The following is an 18,310-nucleotide window of genomic DNA, read 5'->3' on the forward strand; positions in this document are numbered from 1 at the left end:
CGCGGCTCCGCCGCGGTCCCCCGCGACGGCTAGGATCCCGGCCATGGCCATGACCATGAACGACGTGGACCGATTCGAGGCAGCCAGGCCCCGCCTGGAGGCCATCGCCTACCGTCTCCTCGGTTCCGCGAGCGAGGCCGAGGACGCCGTGCAGGAGGCCTTCCTGCGCTGGCAGGCCGCCGACGTCGACCGCATCGAGGTCCCCGAGGCCTGGCTGACGAAGGTGCTCACCAACCTGTGCCTCAACCAGCTCACCTCGGCCCGCGCGCGGCGGGAGACCTACGTGGGCCAGTGGCTCCCCGAGCCGGTGCTCGCCGGGGACCCCATGCTGGGCCCCGCCGACACCGCCGAACAGCGGGAGTCGGTCTCGTTCGCGGTCCTCGCCCTGCTGGAGCGCCTCTCCCCCAACGAGCGGGCGGTGTACGTCCTGCGGGAGGCGTTCGACTACCCGCACCGGGAGATCGCCGAGATCCTCGACATCACCGAGGCCGCCAGCCAGCAGATCCTCCACCGCGCCAAGAAGCACGTCGCGGACGGCAAGGCCCGCACCGAGGTCGACGAGGCCGCCGCCCGGCGGATCGTCGACGAGTTCCTCGCGGCCGCCACCAGCGGCCGGACCGAGCCGCTCGTGCGGCTGCTCACCCAGGACGCGATCTCGGTCGGCGACGGCGGCGGGAAGGTCCCGGCCCGTGCCAAGGCGTTCGAGGGTGCCCTCGCGGTCGCGAAGTTCATGCGGGGCCTGTTCAAACCGGGCAAGGCCAAGCGCGCCCTGGTCGGCGGCTCACCCGACGTCTACGCCACGACCGCCAACGGCGACCCCGCCCTCGTCGTGGTCCTCGACGGCCGGGTCATCGGTGTCATGTGCCTGGAGGTCACGGCCGAGGGCATCGCCGCGTTCCGCAACCAGGTCAATCCCGACAAGCTCGAACGCGCGACCAGGCGGTGGGCGGCCACCGACCACGGCGATCCCCTGCTGAGGGTCTTCTGACCCGGCCGACCGCGATGTGAGGTGCTTCACACCGCGTTCCTGTCAGGAAACGGCGGGCTGCCCGGTTCAAGGGGCGAGTCCCGCTCAAGACAGGAGCCCGGAAATGCAGCACCGCATCGTCGTCCTCGGAGCCGGCTACACCGGAGCCATCGCCGCCGGCCGCCTCGCCAGGCGGCTGTACCGCGAAGACGTCGCCATCACCCTCGTCAACGCCGAACCCGACTTCGTCGAGCGCGTCCGGCTGCACCAGCTCGCGGCCGGTCAGGAGCTCAGCCCCAGGCCCCTCAGCGAGATGTTCGCGGGCACCGGCGTGAAGCTGAGGCTCGCGAAGGTCACCGGCGTCGACGTCGACCGCAGGACCGTCGCCGTCGTCGACGCGGACGGCCCCGGGGATCCGGAGACCGAGGAGCTGGAGTACGACACCCTCGTGTACGCCCTCGGCTCCGGCTGGAACGACCAGGGAGTCCCCGGCGCCGCCGAGCACGCCCACCAGATCGCCGGCCGCCCCGGCGCACTGCGGCTGCGCGAGCGTCTGGCCCGCCTGGACGCCGGGGAGTCCGTGGTCGTGGTCGGCGGCGGACTCACCGGCCTGGAGGCCGCGACCGAGATCGCCGAGGCCCGCCCCGACCTCGATGTCGCCCTGGCCGCCCGCGGGGAGCTCGGCGACTGGCTCTCGCCCAAGGGCCGCCGGCATCTGCGGAAGGTCTTCGGCAAACTTGGCATCACCGTCCACGAGCACGCCGCCGTCACCGGCGTCGAGGCCGACCGGGTCACCACCGCCGACGGCGGGACGATCCCCGCCGCGGTCACCCTGTGGACCACCGGCTTCGCCGTCCACCCGATCGCGAAGGCCACCACCCTGGACGTCACCGACACCGGCCAGATCGTGGTCGACGGGACCATGCGCTCGGTCTCGCACCCGGACGTGTACGCCATCGGCGACGCGGCCCTGGCCATGGGCCCCGGCGACAAGCCGCTGCGGATGTCGTGCGCCTCCGGCACCCCCATGGCATGGCAGGCCGCCGACGCCATCGCTGCCCGCCTGACCGGCGGGAAGCTCCCGAACGCGCCGCTGCGCTACTTCAACCAGTGCATCTCGCTGGGCCGCAGGGAAGGCCTGATCCAGTACGTCACCGCCGACGACCGCGCCGTCCGGGCGGCCCTGACGGGCCGGTTCGCGGCCGTCTACAAGGAACTGGTCTGCAAGGGCGCGGCCTGGGGCGTCAGCAACCCGACTCTCGGCCTGCCGACCCGCCGCCGCCACGTCGTACGGCAGCCGGCCCGTGCGGGCTCGCCGGTCAGGACAGCGGCCTGACTCGCACGGCGGCCGTCGCGGTCCTTACCGGGGACCCTGACGGCTGCTGTCGGCAGGGGCGGCCGAGGAGGCCCGGGATCACGGCCACCCGGCACCGGCCGGCCGCCCCGAGCAGTGCGAGGTGATCACCACCGGCGAAATCGGCGTCGAGGAACCAAGTGTCCGAAGAGCAGAGGCGCTTATCGGCCGGCCGCGAGATTCCGGTCGATCCTCTCGTGCAACGCGATTCCGAGGGAAACGGACACGTTGAGAGACTCGGTCTGGCTCATCATGGGGATGGAAACCGAGGCGGAGGACGCGTCCTCGAACAGGTCGGAAGGCCCGCCCTTTTCGCTGCCGAACAGCAAGGCCAGCCGATCCGGATTGTCCCCGAGTTGCTTCACGGAAATATCGCCGTCCGCCTTGAGCGTCATCAGCTGCATACCGCTGTCCCGAATGAAGGCGACGGCCTCCTCGCGACCGGAGAGAACGACGGGAAGGGAGAAGACGTAACCTCGGCTGGCCCTTTGCAGACGCCGGTCCGCGATGCTGGTGATATCGCTGTCGACCAGGATGATCCCCGACGCTCCGAGCGCGAGCGACGTTCGTACGATCGCGCCGATGTTCCCGACGATCTTCACCCCGTCGAGAACGACGACGTCCCCGCTCCGGCTCGCGATGTCGCTGAACCCGGCCGGGCGAGGGACGCGGGCGATGCCGAACGTCTTGGCCTTCCGCTCCCCCTTGAACAACTGGTTGACGATCGAGGAGTCGATGAGGCGGACCGGAATGTTCCGCCGCCTGCACACATCCAGCAACTCACTTGGAAAAGGACTGCTGTCGCTGCCGTAGACCTCGATGAACTCCACCCCGGCCGCGATGCTGTGCATGAGGGGCTCGACATCCTCGATCAGCGTTGTCTTAATGTTGGATCGAGAAGGCTTGGTGACGTCGATGATCCGCTGCACCGCGGGATCGGACGGATTTGCGATCGTGTCCAACTCAGTCATGGTCGTCCTACCGGCTGCTGTGTTCAGTGACGCGATTCCTGGGCGTGACGCCCTGCGTGACGACCCTCGCTGTCGATCCCCGCACATGAAGTATTCGCCCCTGATCATACATTTCCGGCTGCGTCGAGCCAATCTGCGGGTGTCGTACTCGCCTCATCGCCTACGGGTGGAAGCCCGCCTCGCCCTCGACGCGGACGCCCGTCTCCTCCCCCGGGCGGACCCGGATCGGGCCCGCCACGCGGATGCCGATGGGGGTGTCGTGGCCGTCGACCGCCACGGTGACCATGGCGTCGTGGCCGTAGTACGAGACGTCGATGACCGTTGCCCTGACCGCGCCGGCGAAGTCCTCGCCGGTGAGGCGGAGTTGTTCCGGACGGAGCAGGACCGTGCCGGCGCGCAGGTCGCCGGGCGGAGCGGCGAGGGACACCGTGCCCAAGGCGGTCCGGACCGTGTTGCCGGCGTCGGCGGTGCCGGGGAGCAGGACGGCGTCGCCGACGAAGCCGGCGATCCAGGGATCCGCCGGGTGCCGGTAGAGGTCCTGGGGGTTGGCGCACTGGGCGACCCGGCCGTCCCGTACGACGGCGACGAGGTCGGCGATGGACAAGGCCTCCTGCTGGTCGTGGGTGACGAGGACCGCCGTGGCCCCGGTCGCCCGCAGCGCGGAGCGCACGTCCGCCCGCACTCCCGCCCGCAGTGCGCTGTCGAGGGCGTTGAACGGCTCGTCCAGCAGCACGAGTTGGGGTCGCGGAGCGAGCGCCCGGGCCAGGGCGACGCGCTGTTGCTGGCCGCCGGACAGCTCGTGCGGCATGCGGTCGCCGTATCCGGTGAGACCGACCAGTTCGAGCATCTCGTCCGTGGTGCGCCGCCGTTCGCCGCGGTCGGCGCCGGTCAGGCCGAAGGCGACGTTGCGGGCCACGCTCAGGTGCGGGAAGAGGGCACCTTCCTGGGGCACGATGCCGATGCGGCGGCGCTCCGGCGGCACGTGGACCCCGGGCCCGTTCAGGAGGCGGTCCCCCAGCCGGACGGTGCCCGCGTCGGCGCGCAGGAACCCGGCGACGACCCGCAGCATGGTGGTCTTGCCGCAGCCGGAGGGACCCAGCACGGCCGCCAACGTACCTGCGGGGACGGTGAGTTCGAGTCCACGCAGGACCGGCTCCCCGGTTCCGTAGGACTTGGTGAGCCCTTCGACGTGCAGTTCGTTCATGTCCGGTGCCTGCCTAGGAGGTACGAGGGGACGGCGGCCAGCAGGATCAGCGCGGCGGCGTACGGCGCGGCCGCCGCGAAGGAGCCGGCGCCGGTCTCGGTCCACAGCCGGGTGGCGAGTGTGTCCATGCCGGTGGGACGCAACAGCAGGGTCGCGGGGAGTTCCTTCATGCAGACCACGAAGGTGAGCGCGGCCCCGGCGGCCACACCGGGGGCGGCCAGCGGCACGGTGACCTCGCGCAGCACCTGCCACGGCCGTCGCCCGAGTGAGCGGGCCACGTCCTCCAGGACGGGCGGCGCCTGGAGCACGGCCGCGCGGGTGGCGGCCACCGCCACCGGCAGGAACAGCACGGCGTAGGCACAGACGAGGAGCGGGAGTCGCTGGTACAGCGGGTAGGCGTAGCGCACGGCGAAGAAGACCAGGGCGAGCGCGACCGTGATGCCGGGCAGCGCGTGCCCCGCGTACGCCGCCTGCTCCAGCAGACGGGCGCCGCGGCCCCGGTGCCGGGCGGCGATCACCCCGACCGGCAGGGCGAGGACCGTGGTGAGACCGGCGCCCGCCGCCGCGACGGAGAACGTCGCCCAGGCCGTCTCCGCGAGCCCGCCGAGGTCCCGGCCGGCCGAGCTGCCGACGGCCAGCCAGTACCCGAGGGTGCCCAGCGGGAAGGCGACGGCCACGGCCGCAACCGCCCCGCACCACAGCAGGGCGAGCGGACGCCACCGGCCGAGGGCGGCCGCGAGAGCCGGGCGGGCGGTGCCCGTACCGGTCCTGGCGTGCCCGGCGCGTCCGCGCGTGCGGGCCTCGGCGGCCACCAGGACGACGGTCATCACGACCAGCACCACGCTGAGGGCGGCGGCCGGGGTCCGGTCGAAGGAGGCGCGGTACGAGGTGTGGATGGCCCGGGTGAAGGTGTCGTACCGCATCAGGGACACCGCGCCGAAGTCGGAGAGCACGTACAGCGCGACGAGCAGCGCTCCGCCCGCGGCCGCCGGTCGCAACTGCGGGAGCGTGACCCTGGCGAACGTCCGCAGCGGTCCGTGCCCGAGGGAGCGCGCCACCTCCTCCTGGGCCGGGTCGATGCCCCGCAGGGCGGCGGCGACCGGCAGATGGACGTACGGAAAGCTCACCAGTGTCAGGGCGAGGGCGGCGCCGCCGAATCCGGCGAGGCCCGGCTCGGCCGACAGCCAGGCGAACGCGGCCACATAGCTGGGCACGGCCAGCGGCAGCGTGGCCAGCACCGACCAGGCGCGAGCCCCGGGCAGCGCGGTGCGCACGGTCAGCCAGGCCAGCGAGATCCCCAGGACGAGGCAGGCGGCCACGACCACGACGGTCAGACCGAGGCTGCGGCCGAGCAGGCCCAGGGTGCGTTCGTCGGAGACGACGTCCCAGGCGAAGGCCGGCCCGCGTTCCAGGGCGCGGACGGCGAGGTAGCCGAGGGGCAGCAGGGCGAAGAGGGCGGCCACGCAGGCGGGGACGAGCAGGACCACAGGTGGCCTGCGGCCGGCCGTACGCGCTCTTCGTGGCGTACGGGACGGCGTACGCGTCCGTCTGGACGTGGACGGCGAGGTGGGCACGGCGGGTCAGACCAGTCCGACGTCCTGGAGCATGGCCAGTGTCTCCTGGAGGGAGTCCAGCTTGCCGAGGTCGATGTCGGGGGACTCGAGCGACTCGAACGCGGGCAGGTCCTCCACGTCGCTGGTGACGCCCGCGGCCAGCGGGTACTCCTTCGTCCTGTCCGCGAAGTAGGTCTGCGCCTCCTTCGAGAGCAGGTAGTCCACGGCCTTCTGGGCGGTCTCGCTCTGCCCGCTGTCCTCGAGGATTCCCGCGCCTGCCACGTTGATGAGCGCGCCGGGGTCCTCGCCGGGCAGGAAGTGCAGCTTGGAGTTGACCTTGTCCTCGCCCTTCTCGGCGACCCGCTCGTACCAGTAGTAGTGGTTGACCAGGCCGAGGGAGACCTCGCCGGCCTCGACGGCGTCCAGGGTGGCGAGGTTGTGGGCGTACGTCTTGGCGCCGTTCGCCTTCAGGTCCTTGAGCCACTCGCGGGTGGCGTCGTCGCCCTTCAGGACGCGCATACCGGTGACGAAGGCCTGGAAGGAGGCGTTGGTCGGCGCGAAACCGACCTTGCCCTTCCACTCCGGCTCGACGACGTCGAAGACACTGTCGGGAACCTCGTCCTCGCCGACCTGGTCCGGGTTGTACGCGATGACGCGGACGCGTCCCGAGAGGCCGACCCAGTCACCGCCGGAGCCGCGGTAGGCCTCGTCGACCTTGTCGAGGGTGCCCGCAGGCAGCTTCCGCAGCATGCCCTCCTTGGACAGGGCACCCAGGGCTCCGGCGTCCTGGGAGAAGAACAGCCCGGCCTTGGTGCGGTCGCCCTCCTCCAGGATCTGCGCGGCGAGCTCCGCGCTGTCGCCGTAGCGCACGTCGACCTCGGCGCCGACGGCCTTCTCCAGCTTGTCCAGAAGTGGCTTGACGAGCTTCTCGTTGCGGCCGGAGTAGATGACGAGGGAGGAGGCGTCGCCCTCGCCCCCGCCGTCCTTGTCGCCGGAGCCGCACGCCGCGAGGGCGGGGAGCAGCAAAGTGGCCGTGACCAGCGCGGTCATCCGGCGAACCGAGGGGCGTCGCATGGTGTGTGCCTTCCTGCGGGGTTCGCCTCGGTGCCCGCCGACCATGTCGGTGACCGACGGGGGCGAAGAGGAACCTGTGATTCTTCTGTGGCTTGATTATGACCCTGCAATGAATAAGGTAAGGATTACCTAAACGTCAAGGGTTCTGTGCTGAAAGCGGACGTTGCCGCGGAAAGGGCGCGCCCCGTGCTCCACCCCTACGAGCCCTTCCCGGCTCCGTCCCCCATGCGTCTGCTGCCGGTGCGGCCTGTCCTGCCTGTCCGGCCTCTGGGACCGAAAGGCGTGCCCTTCGCGCGTGAACTCGCGGCCCACGGCGACCGGGTCGCGCTCATCTCGCCGGAGGGAGAGCTGTCGTACCGTGAGCTGGCCGAGCGGGTCGCCGGCACCGCCGAACGCCTCGGGTCCGTGCGGCGGCTGGTGCTGCTGGCCGGGGCCAACCGCGTCGACGCGCTCGTCACGTATCTGGCCGCCCTGTCCGCCGGACACCCCGTCCTGCTCGTCCCCGGCGACAGCGAGAGCACGATCCGCTCGCTGACGGAGGCGTACGCGCCCGACGTCGTGGCCCGTCCGGAGGCCGACGGGACATGGACCCTGGCCGAGAATCACCGCACCGGCGCCCACGCCCTCCACCCGGACCTCGCGCTGCTGCTGAGCACCTCCGGCTCCACCGGCTCGCCCAAGCTGGTGCGGCTCTCCCACGAGAACCTTCAGGCCAACGCCGAGTCCATCGCCACGTACCTGGGCATCGACGGCACCGACCGGGCGGCCACCACGCTGCCCATGCACTACTGCTACGGACTGTCCGTCATCCACAGCCATCTGCTGCGCGGAGCCGGGCTGATCCTCACCGAGCGGTCGGTGTCCGAGGCGGCCTTCTGGGACGAGTTCCGCGCCGCACGCGGCACCTCGCTGGCCGGCGTGCCGTACACCTTCGACCTGCTCGACCGGATCGGCTTCGAGCACATGGAGCTGCCGCGGCTGCGCCGCGTCACCCAGGCGGGGGGCCGGCTCGCTCCCGAACGCGTCGCCCGTTACGCCGAGTTGGGTCGCCGCTCGGGCTGGCAGCTGTTCGTGATGTACGGCCAGACCGAGGCCACGGCCCGCATGGCCTACCTCCCGCCGCAGCTCGCCGCGGAGCGCCCCGAGGCCGTCGGCGTACCGATACCCGGCGGCTCGTTCCGGCTGCTGCCGACCGACGGCCACGGTCCGGATGTCGGCGAACTGCTCTATTCCGGACCGAACGTGATGCTCGGTTACGCCGAGAGCCCGGCCGACCTCGCCCTCGGCCGGACCGTGGAAGAACTGCGCACCGGGGATCTGGCCCGGCGTGCGCCCGACGGGCTGTACGAGATCGTGGGCCGCCGCAGCCGCTTCGCGAAGATCCTGGGGCTGCGGATCGACCCGCAGCGCGTCGAGTCGCTGCTGGCGGAGCACGGCGTCACCGCGTACTGCGCGGGGGACGGGGAGGCGCTCGCGGTGGCCGCGCTCGGGCGTGCCGGGGAACAGGCGCGGATCCGGCGGCTGGTCGCGCAGGAGTGCGGGCTCCCGTCCCGCGCCGTACGGGTCCGGGTCCTCGACCGGCTCCCCCGCCTGGTCACGGGCAAGCCCGATTACGAGGCGGTACGGCGGTTGACGCGGCCCGCCCAGGAGGCACCACCCGAGGCCGGCCAGGATCTCCTCGGTCTCTACGCGGAGATCCTCGACCACGCCGACGTCACCGAGGACAGCAGCTTCGTCAGCCTGGGCGGTGACTCGCTGTGCTACGTCGAGATGTCGCTGCGCCTGGAGGAAGCCCTGGGCCGTCTGCCCGCCGACTGGCACAGGGCGACGATCCGCGAACTGCGAGCCATGGCGGCACCCGCGCCGGAGCGAACGGAAGGGCAGGAGGAGCGGCCCGAGCCGGAGCGGGCCCGACCGGTGCCGGGACTGCGCGGGACACTGCGCTCCTGGACCACCTCGCGGTCCTGGCGGACCCGCCGCACTCTGGAGACCGGCATAGCGCTGCGCGCCGTCGGGATCGTCCTCATCGTCGGCTCGCACGTCCAGGTCTTCGAGATCAAAGGCTTCGCCCACATCCTCATCTGTGTCGCCGGGTACAACTTCGCCCGCTTCCAGCTGAACGGCGCCGAACGCCGCGAACGGCTGCGGCACATGGGGCGCAGCATCGCCCGCATCGCGGTACCGAGCATGGTGTGGATCACCGGCGCGGTGCTCCTGACCGACTTCCACGACCCGGCCAACGCGGTGCTGCTGAACAGCCTGCTCGACCAGGGGAACGACCGGTTCGACTGGGCCTACTGGTTCGTGGAGGCCCTGGTCTACTTCCTCGTCGTCCTCGCCGCCCTCCTGGCCGTGCCGCTGCTGGACCGGCTGGAGCGGCGGTACGCCTTCGGCGTGCCGCTGGCCCTCACGGCCGTCGGCCTGGTCGGCCGCTACGACCTGCTGGGCCTGGCGTCCGCCCGTCCGCAGCTGAGCCCCACGGTGGTCTTCTGGCTGTTCACCCTGGGGTGGGCGGCGGCGCGGGCCGAAACCGTACGGCGACGAGTTCTGCTGACGGCGTTGCTGCTGCTCACCCTGCCCGGCCTGTTCCAGGACCAGCCCCTGCGCACGGCCCTCGTGATCGCCGGCCTGGCGCTGCTGATCTGGGTACCGGCCCTGCCCAGCCTGAGGCCGCTCAACGCACTCGCCGGCCTCCTGGCGAGCGGTTCCCTCTACATCTACCTGACGCACTACCAGGTCTACCCCTACCTCCAGGAGGACTTCCCGCTCACCGCCCTGTTCGCCTCCCTCGCCGTCGGCATCGGCTACGCGGCGGTGGTGACCCGGGTGACGCGGACGGTCCGGTGGCTATGACCCATGCGCGGGATCCTCTCCGCCGGGCGGGGCACGGTCGACCGGCGTTGGACCTGCTGAGGATCCGGCCGGACTCTCCCGGCCGGATCCCGTGAGCTCCCGCCGACTCAGGCGCCAGCTGAAGCCCTATACTCACTATCGGTAACCAGCCACCTCAATGTAACTAACGGAGGTCTGCGACGCATGTCACAGCATCCGGCCTTCGATGTCATGACGGCGACCTGCCCCTCCCGCACCTCGCTCGCCCGCATCGCCAACAAGTGGACGGCCATGGTGGTCATCGCCCTCAGCGCCGGCCGCATGCGCTTCCGCGACCTGCGCACCGCCGTCGACGGCATCAGCGCGAAGGTCCTCACCGAGACACTCCGCGACCTGGAGCGCGACGGAATCGTCACCCGGCAGGTGTACGCCGAGGTCCCGCCCCGGGTCGAGTACGAGCTGACCGAACTGGGCCGCACCTTGCAGGCCCCGCTCCAGGCGCTGGGCCACTGGGCCGAGGAGCACATCGCCGAGGTACTCGCGGCGCGTGAGAGCTACGACGCCCGCCGGTAGTCCGCCCGGCAGGCGCACCCTGGCCCCGGCGGGGAGCCCTGTGCTGCAATGGTCCAGTGCAGTTCGAGCATGACAACATGGTCGGGGTTCACCTGGCCGTGGCGCTGGTGAACCTTGATGCCAGTGAGTCATGGCTGCCTGACGTACTGGAACGGGTGCTGCGAGAGCTCCGGATCCGCCGTCCGCGCGTCTCGGACTCCGCGTCCCGGGAGATCAGGGACTGGTCGCGGCGGATGAGGCCTGTTTTCGAGGCGTCCTCGCAGACCGAGCGGTGCCAGAACATCAACGGCCTGCTCGCGGATGGTGCCCGGAGCGTGTACCTGACCACACACGACGATCTGCGACCCCATCTGCACTTCGCCCCGGACGCCCAGGACCTCCAGAGCCGCGTGAAAGCCGTGACCGCCGGCGGTCTGGCCGTCTTCGCCATGGAGGCCGAGGGGAAACGGCTGGGCGTGTGCGCGCTGGACTCCTGCCGGACCGCTTTCGCCGACACCAGCCGCAACGGCCGCCGTGCCTACTGTTCCGCCCGCTGCGCCAACACCGACGCGGTCCGCCGCCACCGCGGCAGGCGACGCTGGACACGCCCTGACGCCGGGTAGTCGCTATGCCGGGACCAGTGCCATGACGAGCGGGACGGCGGCGGTGCCCAGGAGTGTTTGTGCGGCGGTGATTCCGGCCATCAGGGGTGCGTCGCCGCCGAGTTGCCTTGCCAGGATGTACGACGACGACGCCGTCGGCAGGGTCTGGAAGAGCACGGCGATGATCAGCGCGTGGGAACCCAGGCCGAAGAGCTGGGCCGCGAGGAACGTCGCGGCGGGCATGAGCGCGAACTTGGCGGACGAGGACGTGAGGATCGGCGCCGTCCACGACCGTGCCGTGCCGAAGCGCAGAGCGGCACCGATGCAGAGGAGGCCCAGTGGCATCGAGGCGGCCCCCAGTGCCTGGAGCGCTGGTTCGATGCCCGGCGGCAGGCTCACATCGAGTGTCCGAAGGAGGATGCCCCCCAGGCAGGCGAGGATGAGCGGATTGGTCACGAGCTGTCTGACGACGCCCGAGAACCGCAGGCGCGCGGTCCCGAACCATGCGAAGACCAGCACGCACAGCACATTGACGGTGGGCACGATCGCCGCGTTGCAGACCGCGGCGAAGGCGACGCCCTCGGTGCCGAACAGGCCGGCGGCGATCGCCACGCCGATGTAGTTGTTGAACCGGATGCTGCCCTGGAAGACCGAGGTGAAGGCGTCGCCCTTCAGCCGCATCAGGGGCTTGCAGGCGATGACCAGCACGGCCACCGCCACCGTGGAGGCAATCAGCGCGCCGGCCAGGGCCCTCACCGGCAGATCGTCGGTGTCGGCGGTCGCCAGGCTGTGCAGGAACAGGGCCGGCAGCAGAACGCGATAACTGAGGCGCTCGGCTTCGGACCAGAAACTCTCCGCTGTGATCACCGAGCGCTTGAGCGCCCAGCCCAGCGCGATCAGCAGGACGACGGGGACGAGCGCCTTCACGGTCAGTGCGATCACGCCGAGACCCCGTCCGGGCGGGACGGATCAATGCCCTGCGGGCTGGGCGGGGGCGCCGTGACGTTCATGCCGACAGGCTGACGTCACGCTGCCGAGCATTACAACCATTACCGAGCAGGGTCTGCTGGACCTCGGCAGTGGAGCAAAGCCGGCCCAGCAGTTCCGTCCAGGTGCCCGGCATACACTCGGCGGCAACCTTTCCCGCGAAGGGAGCGCCAACCAGAACTGGGCTCCCGTCCCCACGCCGGCGCCCGGGGCCTGCGCGGGCAGACCTACACTCTCGGCGTGATGCTGCCCGACATCCGCAACCCCTCTTCCCCGAGATCCTCGACGGCATCACGGACGCGCGGGAGGACACCGGGTACCAGGTGTTCCTCGGACGGGGCTGCAACGGCGAAAAGGCCGAAGCCCAGATCACCGAGGCCGTGATCGACCGCGGCATGGACGGCATCATCCTGGTCGTCGGCCACCTCGCCGGCCTCGGGCACCGCCGGATCGCCCACATCGCACCACGACACGGACCCCGCACACCTCGCCGGCATGCCCAACGCCCGGCACGCCGACGGCTACCGCCAGGCCATGCGCGCACATGGCCTGGAGCAGTGGACCGACGTCGTCTCCACCAGCTGCACCCAGGAGGGCGGCTACGGGGCGCGAAACGACTGCTGTCCCGTCCCGACCGCCCCACCGCCGTCTTCGCCGGAGCGGACATCGCCGCCATGGGCGTACTCGAAGCGGTCGCCGAAGCCGGACTGTCCGTCCCCGACGACATCTCCGTGGCCGGATACGACAACACCACCTTCGCCGCCCTCGGCCCCATCTCACTGACCGGCGTCGACCCCTGAGCTTGCCGGTGGCCGAAAATCAGCCTCGGCCTGGCCTCGTGTCCGGATCCTTCCGTAAAAGTGGGCACCGAGCGGACAAACCCGGGCCGGCAAGCGGGCAGCGGCTCCTGCGTCCTAGAGCGATCCCTCGCGGCAACCAGTGGCTCCACTCTCCGAAAAGCGGGCAGATTCGGTCACGAACCGCTCTACGACGAACCTGGTCAGTACGGGCGAACGCCTTGTAGAAATTTGGCCACTGGAGGCCGAACGGGCCGGGCTCCGGACATGTGCGGGTGCGGTCACAACGCCCCGGAGCCGTGGAAGGAAGGTGTCGCCGTGGATGCCGAGGAGCGAAGACGGGGAATCCTGGAATCGGCCCGCCGTTCCGGATCCGTGGACGTCGGAAAGCTCGCCGCCGACCTCGGGGTCTCCAAGGAGACCGTGCGGCGGGATCTCAACCGGCTCGAGGGGCACGGGCTGGTCCGGCGTACGCACGGCGGTGCCCACGCCGTGGAGAGCGCGGGTTTCGAGACCACGCTCGCCTTCCGCACCACCGTGCATGTCCCCGAGAAGTCCCGGATCGCGGCCGCCGCGGCGGAACTGCTCGGGGATGCGGAGACGGTTTTCGTCGACGAGGGCTACACACCTCAGCTCATCGCCGCCGCGCTCCCCCGCGACCGGCCACTGACCGTGGTCACCTCCTCGCTCGCCACCGCGGGCGACCTGGCCTCCGCCGAGAACATCACCGTGCTGCTCCTCGGCGGCCGTGTCCGTGGCGGGACGCTGGCCACGGTCGCCCCATGGGCCGTCCGCATGCTGTCCGGCTTCGTCATCGACCTGGCGTACGTCGGCGCGAACGGCATCTCCCGCGAGTACGGACTCACCACCCCCGAACCCGCGGTCAGTGAAGTGAAGGCCCAGGTCATGAGGGCCTCCCGGCGCCGCGTGTTCTCCGGCGTCCACACCAAGTTCGGTGCCGCGAGCTTCTGCCGCTTCGCGGACGTCACGGAGTTCGAGGCGATCGTCACCGACGCCGGACTCCCCGCCGCCGAAGCGCAGCGCTACTCACTGCTGGGTCCCGAAGTCATCCGGGCCTGAGTCCCGGTTCATCCCCCCCCGTCCAGCCCCGCGAGTCCGGGGCCTGGGTTTCCCATGTCCTCAGCCATCCCCTGGAGTCAGTCATGCGCACACGAAGAATGGTCCACGCCCTCGTCACCGCCACAGCCGCGGGCTCGGTGCTGGTCGCCTGTAGCGGGGCGGGCGGCACCTCGGCCTCCGGCGGCGGCAAGAGCATCAACGTGCTGATGGTCGGCAACCCGCAGATGGAGGACATCGCGAAGCTGACCAAGGACTCCTTCACCAAGGACACCGGCATCAAGGTGAACTTCACCGTCCTGCCCGAGAACGAACTGCGTGACAAGGTCACCCAGGATGTCGCCACCCAGGCCGGCCAGTACGACGTCGCCACCATCGGCGCCTACGAGGTGCCCATCTGGGAGAAGAACGGCTGGCTGCACGAACTCGGGTCCTACGCCGACAAGGACGCGAGCTTCGACAAGGCAGACCTTCTCAAGCCCATGGTCACGTCCCTGTCGGGTTCCGACGGCAAGCTCTACGCCCTGCCGTTCTACGGCGAGTCGTCCTTTCTCATGTACAACAAGGACGTCATGAAGGCGAAGGGCATCACGGTGCCCGAGCGCCCGACGTGGCAGCAGATCGCCGACATCGCGGCCGAGGTCGACGGCGCCGAACCGGGCATGCGGGGTATCTGCCTGCGTGGTCTGGCCGGCTGGGGCGAGCTGGGCGCGCCGCTGACGACCATGGTCAACACCTTCGGTGGCACCTGGTTCACCAAGGACTGGAAGGCGCAGGTCAACAGCCCGGCGTTCAAGAAGGCCACCAACTTCTACGTCGACCTGGTGCGCAAGCACGGCGAGGCCGGAGCCCCGCAGGCCGGGTTCACCGAGTGCCTGAACGCCATGAGCCAGAAGAAGGTCGCGATGTGGTACGACGCGACCAGCGCCGCCGGGTCACTGGAGGACCCCAGCTCCAGCAGGATCGCCGGCAAGGTCGGGTACGCCTACGCGCCGACCGTCGAGACCAAGTCCAGCGGCTGGCTGTGGAGTTGGGCGTGGGCCATGCCCAAGACCACGAAGAACGCCGACGCCGCCTCGCAGTTCATGCTGTGGGCCTCCAGCAAGGAGTACGAGAAGCTCGTCGGCGAGAAGCTGGGCTGGGCGCGCGTCCCGGCCGGCAAGCGGGCCAGCACCTACGAGATCCCTCAGTACAAGAAGGCCGCCGCGTCGTTCGGTGACATCACCCTGAAGTCCATCGAGGGCGCCGACCCGGCCAACCCGGGCGTCCAGCCCCGGCCGACCGTGGGCGTCCAGTACGTGGCCATCCCCGAGTTCCAGGACCTGGGCACCAAGGTCACCCAGGAGATCTCCGCCGCCATCGCCGGCATGACCAGCGTGGACAAGGCGCTCGACGACGGCCAGAAGCTCGCCGAGACGGTCGCGAAGAACTACCAGAAGTGACCTTCACGGCCCGGTCGGCGCTCCCGGCCGGCCGGGCACCGCTTCCCCACCCCGGCCGTCACCCGGCAGAGGAAACACCCATGACCACGCTCACCGCTCCGCCCAAGACCGCACCGCCGCCCGCCGGCCCACGGACGCCCTCCGGCGTCAGCAAGTGGCGGCGCCGTATCCCGCTGCTGCCGGCGCTGATCTTCACGATCGTCGTCACGCAACTGCCCTTTGTGGCCACGCTGGTCATCTCCACCTTCCAGTGGAATATCCTGCGTCCGGGCGAAAGGCACTTCACCGGCCTGTCCAACTACACGTTCGTCTTCACCGACGAACGGTTGCGCACCGCGGTGCTCAACACCGTCGTCCTCACCGCCTCGGTGGTGCTGATCAGCGTGCTCCTCGGACTCGGCCTGGCCGTGCTGCTCGACCGCCGCTTCCCCGCCCGCGGACTGGCCCGCACGATGCTCATCGCCCCCTTCCTCGTCATGCCGGTGGCGGCATCGCTGCTGTGGAAGCACGCCATCTACAACCCCGACTACGGGCTGCTCAACGGCAGCCTCAACGCCGTCTACCAGTTCTTCGGCGCCGACCACGGTCCGACGGTCGACTGGGTGTCCTCGTATCCCATGCCGGCCGTGGTGGTCTCGCTGGTCTGGCAGTGGACCCCGTTCATGATGCTGATCCTCCTGGCCGGCCTCCAGGCCCAGCCCGGTGACGTGCTGGAGGCGGCCCGCGTGGACGGAGCCTCGGCCATGGCCACCTTCCGCCACATCACGCTGCCCCACCTGCGTCAGTACATCGAGCTGGGGGTACTGCTCGGCACGATCTACGTCGTGCAGACCTTCGACGCGGTCTTCACCATCACCCAGGGCGGACCCGGCTCCCAGACGACCAACCTGCCCTACGAGATCTACCTGACCATGTTCCGCAAGTACGAGTACGGCGAAGCGGCCGCCGCGGGAGTCGTCGTCGTTCTCGGCTCGATCGTCATCGCGACCTTCGCCCTGCGCACCATCGCGTCGCTGTTCCGCCAGGAGGTGTCCCGATGACCGCCCGGCTGTCGCCCCTGTGGACCTTCGTCGCCTGGCTCGCCACGCTGGCGTTCTTCGCACCGGTGGCGTGGATGGTGCTGACCTCCTTCCACCAGGAGGCCGACGCCGCGACCAACCCGCCCAGCCCCCTCGCCCCGTTCACCTTCGACCAGTACGGAACACTGTTCAGCCGGGACATCACCCCCTTCCTCCTCAACTCCACGATGGCCAGCGTCATTTCGACGCTGCTGGTGCTCGCCCTGGCGGTGCCGACGGCCTACGCGCTGTCCATCAAGCCGGTCGAGAAGTGGACCGACGTGATGTTCTTCTTCCTGTCCACCAAGTTCCTCCCGGCCATCGCGGCGCTGCTGCCGGTGTACCTGATCGTCAAGGACGCCGGGATGCTGGACAACGTGTGGACCCTGATCGTCCTCTACACCGCGATGAACCTGCCGATCGCGGTCTGGATGATGCGCTCCTTCCTCGCCGAGGTCCCCAAGGAGATCCTGGAGGCGGCCGAGGTCGACGGGGCCAATCTGCTCACCGTCCTGTGGCGGGTCGTCGCGCCGATCGCCCTGCCCGGACTCGCCGCCACCTCGCTGATCTGCTTCATCTTCAGCTGGAACGAGTTCATGTTCGCCGTGAACCTCACCGCCACCCAGGCCTCCACCGCCCCCGTCTTCCTGGTCGGCTTCATCACCAACGAAGGCCTCTTCCTCGCCCGGCTCTGCGCCGCAGCCACCCTGGTCTCCCTGCCGGTCCTCATCGCCGGCTTCGCCGCCCAGGACAAACTGGTGCGCGGCCTGTCCCTAGGAGCAGTCAAGTGAAAGCCGCTGTCATCGAAGCCCCCGGCAAGGTCACCGTCACCACAGTGCCCGACCCGGCTCCCGGGCCGCGCGACGTGGTCGTCGATGTGGCGGCGTGCGGGCTGTGCGGGACCGATCTGCACATCCTTCAGGGCGAGTTCGCACCGACCTTGCCGGTCGTGCCGGGGCACGAGTTCGCCGGGGAGGTCGTGGGCCTCGGCAGCGAGGTGACCGAACTCGCCATCGGCGACCGGGTCGCCGTGGACCCCTCGCTGTACTGCAACGAGTGCCGTTACTGCCGGGTGGGCCGCAACAACCTCTGCGACCGCTGGCAGGCGATCGGTGTGACCGTGGCCGGTGGCGCCGCCGAGTACGCCGTGGCGCCCGTCGCGAACTGCGTACGGCTGCCGGACCACGTGGACGTCCAGGACGCGGCGCTGATCGAGCCGCTGTCCTGTGCCGTGCGCGGCTACGACGTGCTCAACAGCAGACTCGGCTCCCATGTGCTGATCTACGGCAGCGGGACGATGGGCCTGATGATGCTGGAGCTGGCCAAGCGCACCGGTGCCGCCTCGATCGATGTCGTCGACGTCAACCCGGAGCGGCTGGCGACGGCCGGGAAGCTGGGCTGTTCCCACACGGCGCTGTCAGCCGACGAGTTGGGGCGACCGGACGGCTGGGACGTGGTGGTCGACGCGACCGGCAACGCCGCCGCCATCCAGGACGGCCTGGAGCGGGTCGCCAAGGCCGGGACGTTCTTGCAGTTCGGGGTCTCCGACTACGCCACGACGGCCACGATCTCGCCGTACCGCGTCTACAACCAGGAGATCACCATCACGGGCTCCATGGCGGTACTGCACAGCTACGAACGGGCGGCGGAACTCTTCGCCACCGGAGTGCTCGATCCGCGGGTGTTCATCAGCCACCGGCTGCCGCTGGCCCGGTACCCGCAGGCACTGGAACAGTTCGCGGCCGGCCAGGGACGCAAGATCGTCGTACTGCCCTGACCCCGGCGCGGCGTGCGCGCCGGGGCCGGGGTGCCGGGTCAGCCGATGCGGTCGGTCCGGCCC

17 protein-coding genes are annotated in these 18,310 nt (G+C 70.3%); 11 read left to right on the plus strand and 6 right to left on the minus strand.

The window, feature by feature from the left end:
* Nucleotides 1-43 precede the first annotated feature (43 nt).
* Entirely contained in the window at nt 44-988 is a 945-nt protein-coding gene (locus tag QC385_RS01955; RefSeq protein WP_279539473.1) for an RNA polymerase sigma-70 factor, read from the plus strand.
* Nucleotides 989-1,091: 103 nt separating this feature from the next.
* Complete coding sequence (locus tag QC385_RS01960; RefSeq protein ID WP_279539474.1) at nt 1,092-2,303, plus strand: NAD(P)/FAD-dependent oxidoreductase; 1,212 nt, start codon at nt 1,092-1,094, stop codon at nt 2,301-2,303.
* Nucleotides 2,304-2,482: 179 nt separating this feature from the next.
* On the opposite strand, the gene nshR is transcribed toward QC385_RS01960, so the two are convergent.
* The 4 genes from nshR to QC385_RS01980 form a co-directional block, all read right to left on the minus strand.
* Entirely contained in the window at nt 2,483-3,292 is an 810-nt protein-coding gene (gene nshR, locus QC385_RS01965) for an NshR/TsnR family 23S rRNA methyltransferase (protein ID WP_279539475.1), read from the minus strand.
* A gap of 160 nt (nt 3,293-3,452) precedes the next feature.
* Entirely contained in the window at nt 3,453-4,496 is a 1,044-nt protein-coding gene (locus tag QC385_RS01970) for an ABC transporter ATP-binding protein (protein WP_279539476.1), read from the minus strand.
* Nucleotides 4,493-6,070 (minus strand): ABC transporter permease, encoded by a 1,578-nt coding sequence (locus QC385_RS01975; RefSeq protein ID WP_443032825.1) that lies wholly within the window; start codon nt 6,068-6,070, stop codon nt 4,493-4,495. Before QC385_RS01975 ends, QC385_RS01970 begins: the two co-directional genes overlap by 4 nt.
* A gap of 6 nt (nt 6,071-6,076) precedes the next feature.
* Nucleotides 6,077-7,123, minus strand: a complete 1,047-nt coding sequence (locus tag QC385_RS01980) for an iron ABC transporter substrate-binding protein (protein ID WP_279539478.1) — start codon at nt 7,121-7,123, stop codon at nt 6,077-6,079.
* A 282-nt stretch (nt 7,124-7,405) separates the two neighbouring features.
* Between QC385_RS01980 and QC385_RS01985 the strand changes: the two genes are divergently transcribed.
* From QC385_RS01985 to QC385_RS01995, 3 genes are all read left to right on the plus strand, one after another.
* The gene (locus QC385_RS01985; protein WP_279539479.1) at nt 7,406-9,976 is read left to right on the plus strand and encodes an AMP-binding protein; all 2,571 of its coding nucleotides are present in this window, start codon (nt 7,406-7,408) and stop codon (nt 9,974-9,976) included.
* 183 nt (nt 9,977-10,159) lie between these two features.
* Complete coding sequence (locus QC385_RS01990) at nt 10,160-10,528, plus strand: winged helix-turn-helix transcriptional regulator (protein ID WP_279539480.1); 369 nt, start codon at nt 10,160-10,162, stop codon at nt 10,526-10,528.
* Between the two features lie 77 nt (nt 10,529-10,605).
* The gene (locus QC385_RS01995) at nt 10,606-11,130 is read left to right on the plus strand and encodes a CGNR zinc finger domain-containing protein (RefSeq protein ID WP_279539481.1); all 525 of its coding nucleotides are present in this window, start codon (nt 10,606-10,608) and stop codon (nt 11,128-11,130) included.
* Nucleotides 11,131-11,133: 3 nt separating this feature from the next.
* Here the strand turns inward: QC385_RS01995 and QC385_RS02000 are convergent, their stop codons facing one another.
* Together QC385_RS02000 and QC385_RS02005 are read right to left on the minus strand one after the other, a co-directional pair.
* Entirely contained in the window at nt 11,134-12,051 is a 918-nt protein-coding gene (locus tag QC385_RS02000) for an AEC family transporter (RefSeq protein ID WP_279539482.1), read from the minus strand.
* Between the two features lie 272 nt (nt 12,052-12,323).
* The gene (locus tag QC385_RS02005; protein WP_279539770.1) at nt 12,324-12,569 is read right to left on the minus strand and encodes a hypothetical protein; all 246 of its coding nucleotides are present in this window, start codon (nt 12,567-12,569) and stop codon (nt 12,324-12,326) included.
* Here QC385_RS02005 and QC385_RS02010 point away from each other — a divergent pair.
* From QC385_RS02010 to QC385_RS02035, 6 genes are all read left to right on the plus strand, one after another.
* Nucleotides 12,492-12,896: a substrate-binding domain-containing protein gene (locus tag QC385_RS02010; protein WP_279539759.1), complete on the plus strand. Its 405-nt coding sequence runs from the start codon at nt 12,492-12,494 to the stop codon at nt 12,894-12,896. The two genes, QC385_RS02005 and QC385_RS02010, sit on opposite strands and share 78 nt — an antisense overlap.
* A 315-nt stretch (nt 12,897-13,211) precedes the next feature.
* Nucleotides 13,212-13,973, plus strand: a complete 762-nt coding sequence (locus QC385_RS02015) for a DeoR/GlpR family DNA-binding transcription regulator (protein ID WP_279539483.1) — start codon at nt 13,212-13,214, stop codon at nt 13,971-13,973.
* Between the two features lie 83 nt (nt 13,974-14,056).
* The gene (locus QC385_RS02020; protein WP_279539484.1) at nt 14,057-15,412 is read left to right on the plus strand and encodes an ABC transporter substrate-binding protein; all 1,356 of its coding nucleotides are present in this window, start codon (nt 14,057-14,059) and stop codon (nt 15,410-15,412) included.
* Between the two features lie 80 nt (nt 15,413-15,492).
* Nucleotides 15,493-16,452: a carbohydrate ABC transporter permease gene (locus tag QC385_RS02025; RefSeq protein WP_279539485.1), complete on the plus strand. Its 960-nt coding sequence runs from the start codon at nt 15,493-15,495 to the stop codon at nt 16,450-16,452.
* On the plus strand, nt 16,449-17,261 hold the full coding sequence (locus QC385_RS02030) for a carbohydrate ABC transporter permease (RefSeq protein WP_279539486.1): 813 nt from the start codon (nt 16,449-16,451) through the stop codon (nt 17,259-17,261). The genes QC385_RS02025 and QC385_RS02030 overlap by 4 nt, the downstream gene beginning before the upstream one ends.
* The gene (locus QC385_RS02035; RefSeq protein ID WP_279539487.1) at nt 17,258-18,247 is read left to right on the plus strand and encodes a zinc-dependent alcohol dehydrogenase family protein; all 990 of its coding nucleotides are present in this window, start codon (nt 17,258-17,260) and stop codon (nt 18,245-18,247) included. Before QC385_RS02030 ends, QC385_RS02035 begins: the two co-directional genes overlap by 4 nt.
* Nucleotides 18,248-18,310: the final 63 nt, after the last annotated feature.

Source organism: Streptomyces sp. DH10 (assembly GCF_029813805.1).
Classification (GTDB): domain Bacteria; phylum Actinomycetota; class Actinomycetes; order Streptomycetales; family Streptomycetaceae; genus Streptomyces; species Streptomyces coeruleofuscus.

Bases quoted from the DNA above. Each gene is read 5' to 3' on its own strand.
- QC385_RS02010 (WP_279539759.1), top strand. From the start codon at position 12,492: ATGGACGGCATCATCCTGGTCGTCGGCCACCTCGCCGGCCTCGGGCAC.
- nshR (WP_279539475.1), bottom strand. From the start codon at position 3,292: ATGACTGAGTTGGACACGATCGCAAATCCGTCCGATCCCGCGGTGCAG.
- QC385_RS02020 (WP_279539484.1), top strand. From the start codon at position 14,057: ATGCGCACACGAAGAATGGTCCACGCCCTCGTCACCGCCACAGCCGCG.
- QC385_RS01955 (WP_279539473.1), top strand. From the start codon at position 44: ATGGCCATGACCATGAACGACGTGGACCGATTCGAGGCAGCCAGGCCC.
- QC385_RS01990 (WP_279539480.1), top strand. From the start codon at position 10,160: ATGTCACAGCATCCGGCCTTCGATGTCATGACGGCGACCTGCCCCTCC.
- QC385_RS02025 (WP_279539485.1), top strand. From the start codon at position 15,493: ATGACCACGCTCACCGCTCCGCCCAAGACCGCACCGCCGCCCGCCGGC.
- QC385_RS01960 (WP_279539474.1), top strand. From the start codon at position 1,092: ATGCAGCACCGCATCGTCGTCCTCGGAGCCGGCTACACCGGAGCCATC.
- QC385_RS02030 (WP_279539486.1), top strand. From the start codon at position 16,449: ATGACCGCCCGGCTGTCGCCCCTGTGGACCTTCGTCGCCTGGCTCGCC.
- QC385_RS01970 (WP_279539476.1), bottom strand. From the start codon at position 4,496: ATGAACGAACTGCACGTCGAAGGGCTCACCAAGTCCTACGGAACCGGG.
- QC385_RS01980 (WP_279539478.1), bottom strand. From the start codon at position 7,123: ATGCGACGCCCCTCGGTTCGCCGGATGACCGCGCTGGTCACGGCCACT.
- QC385_RS01995 (WP_279539481.1), top strand. From the start codon at position 10,606: ATGGTCGGGGTTCACCTGGCCGTGGCGCTGGTGAACCTTGATGCCAGT.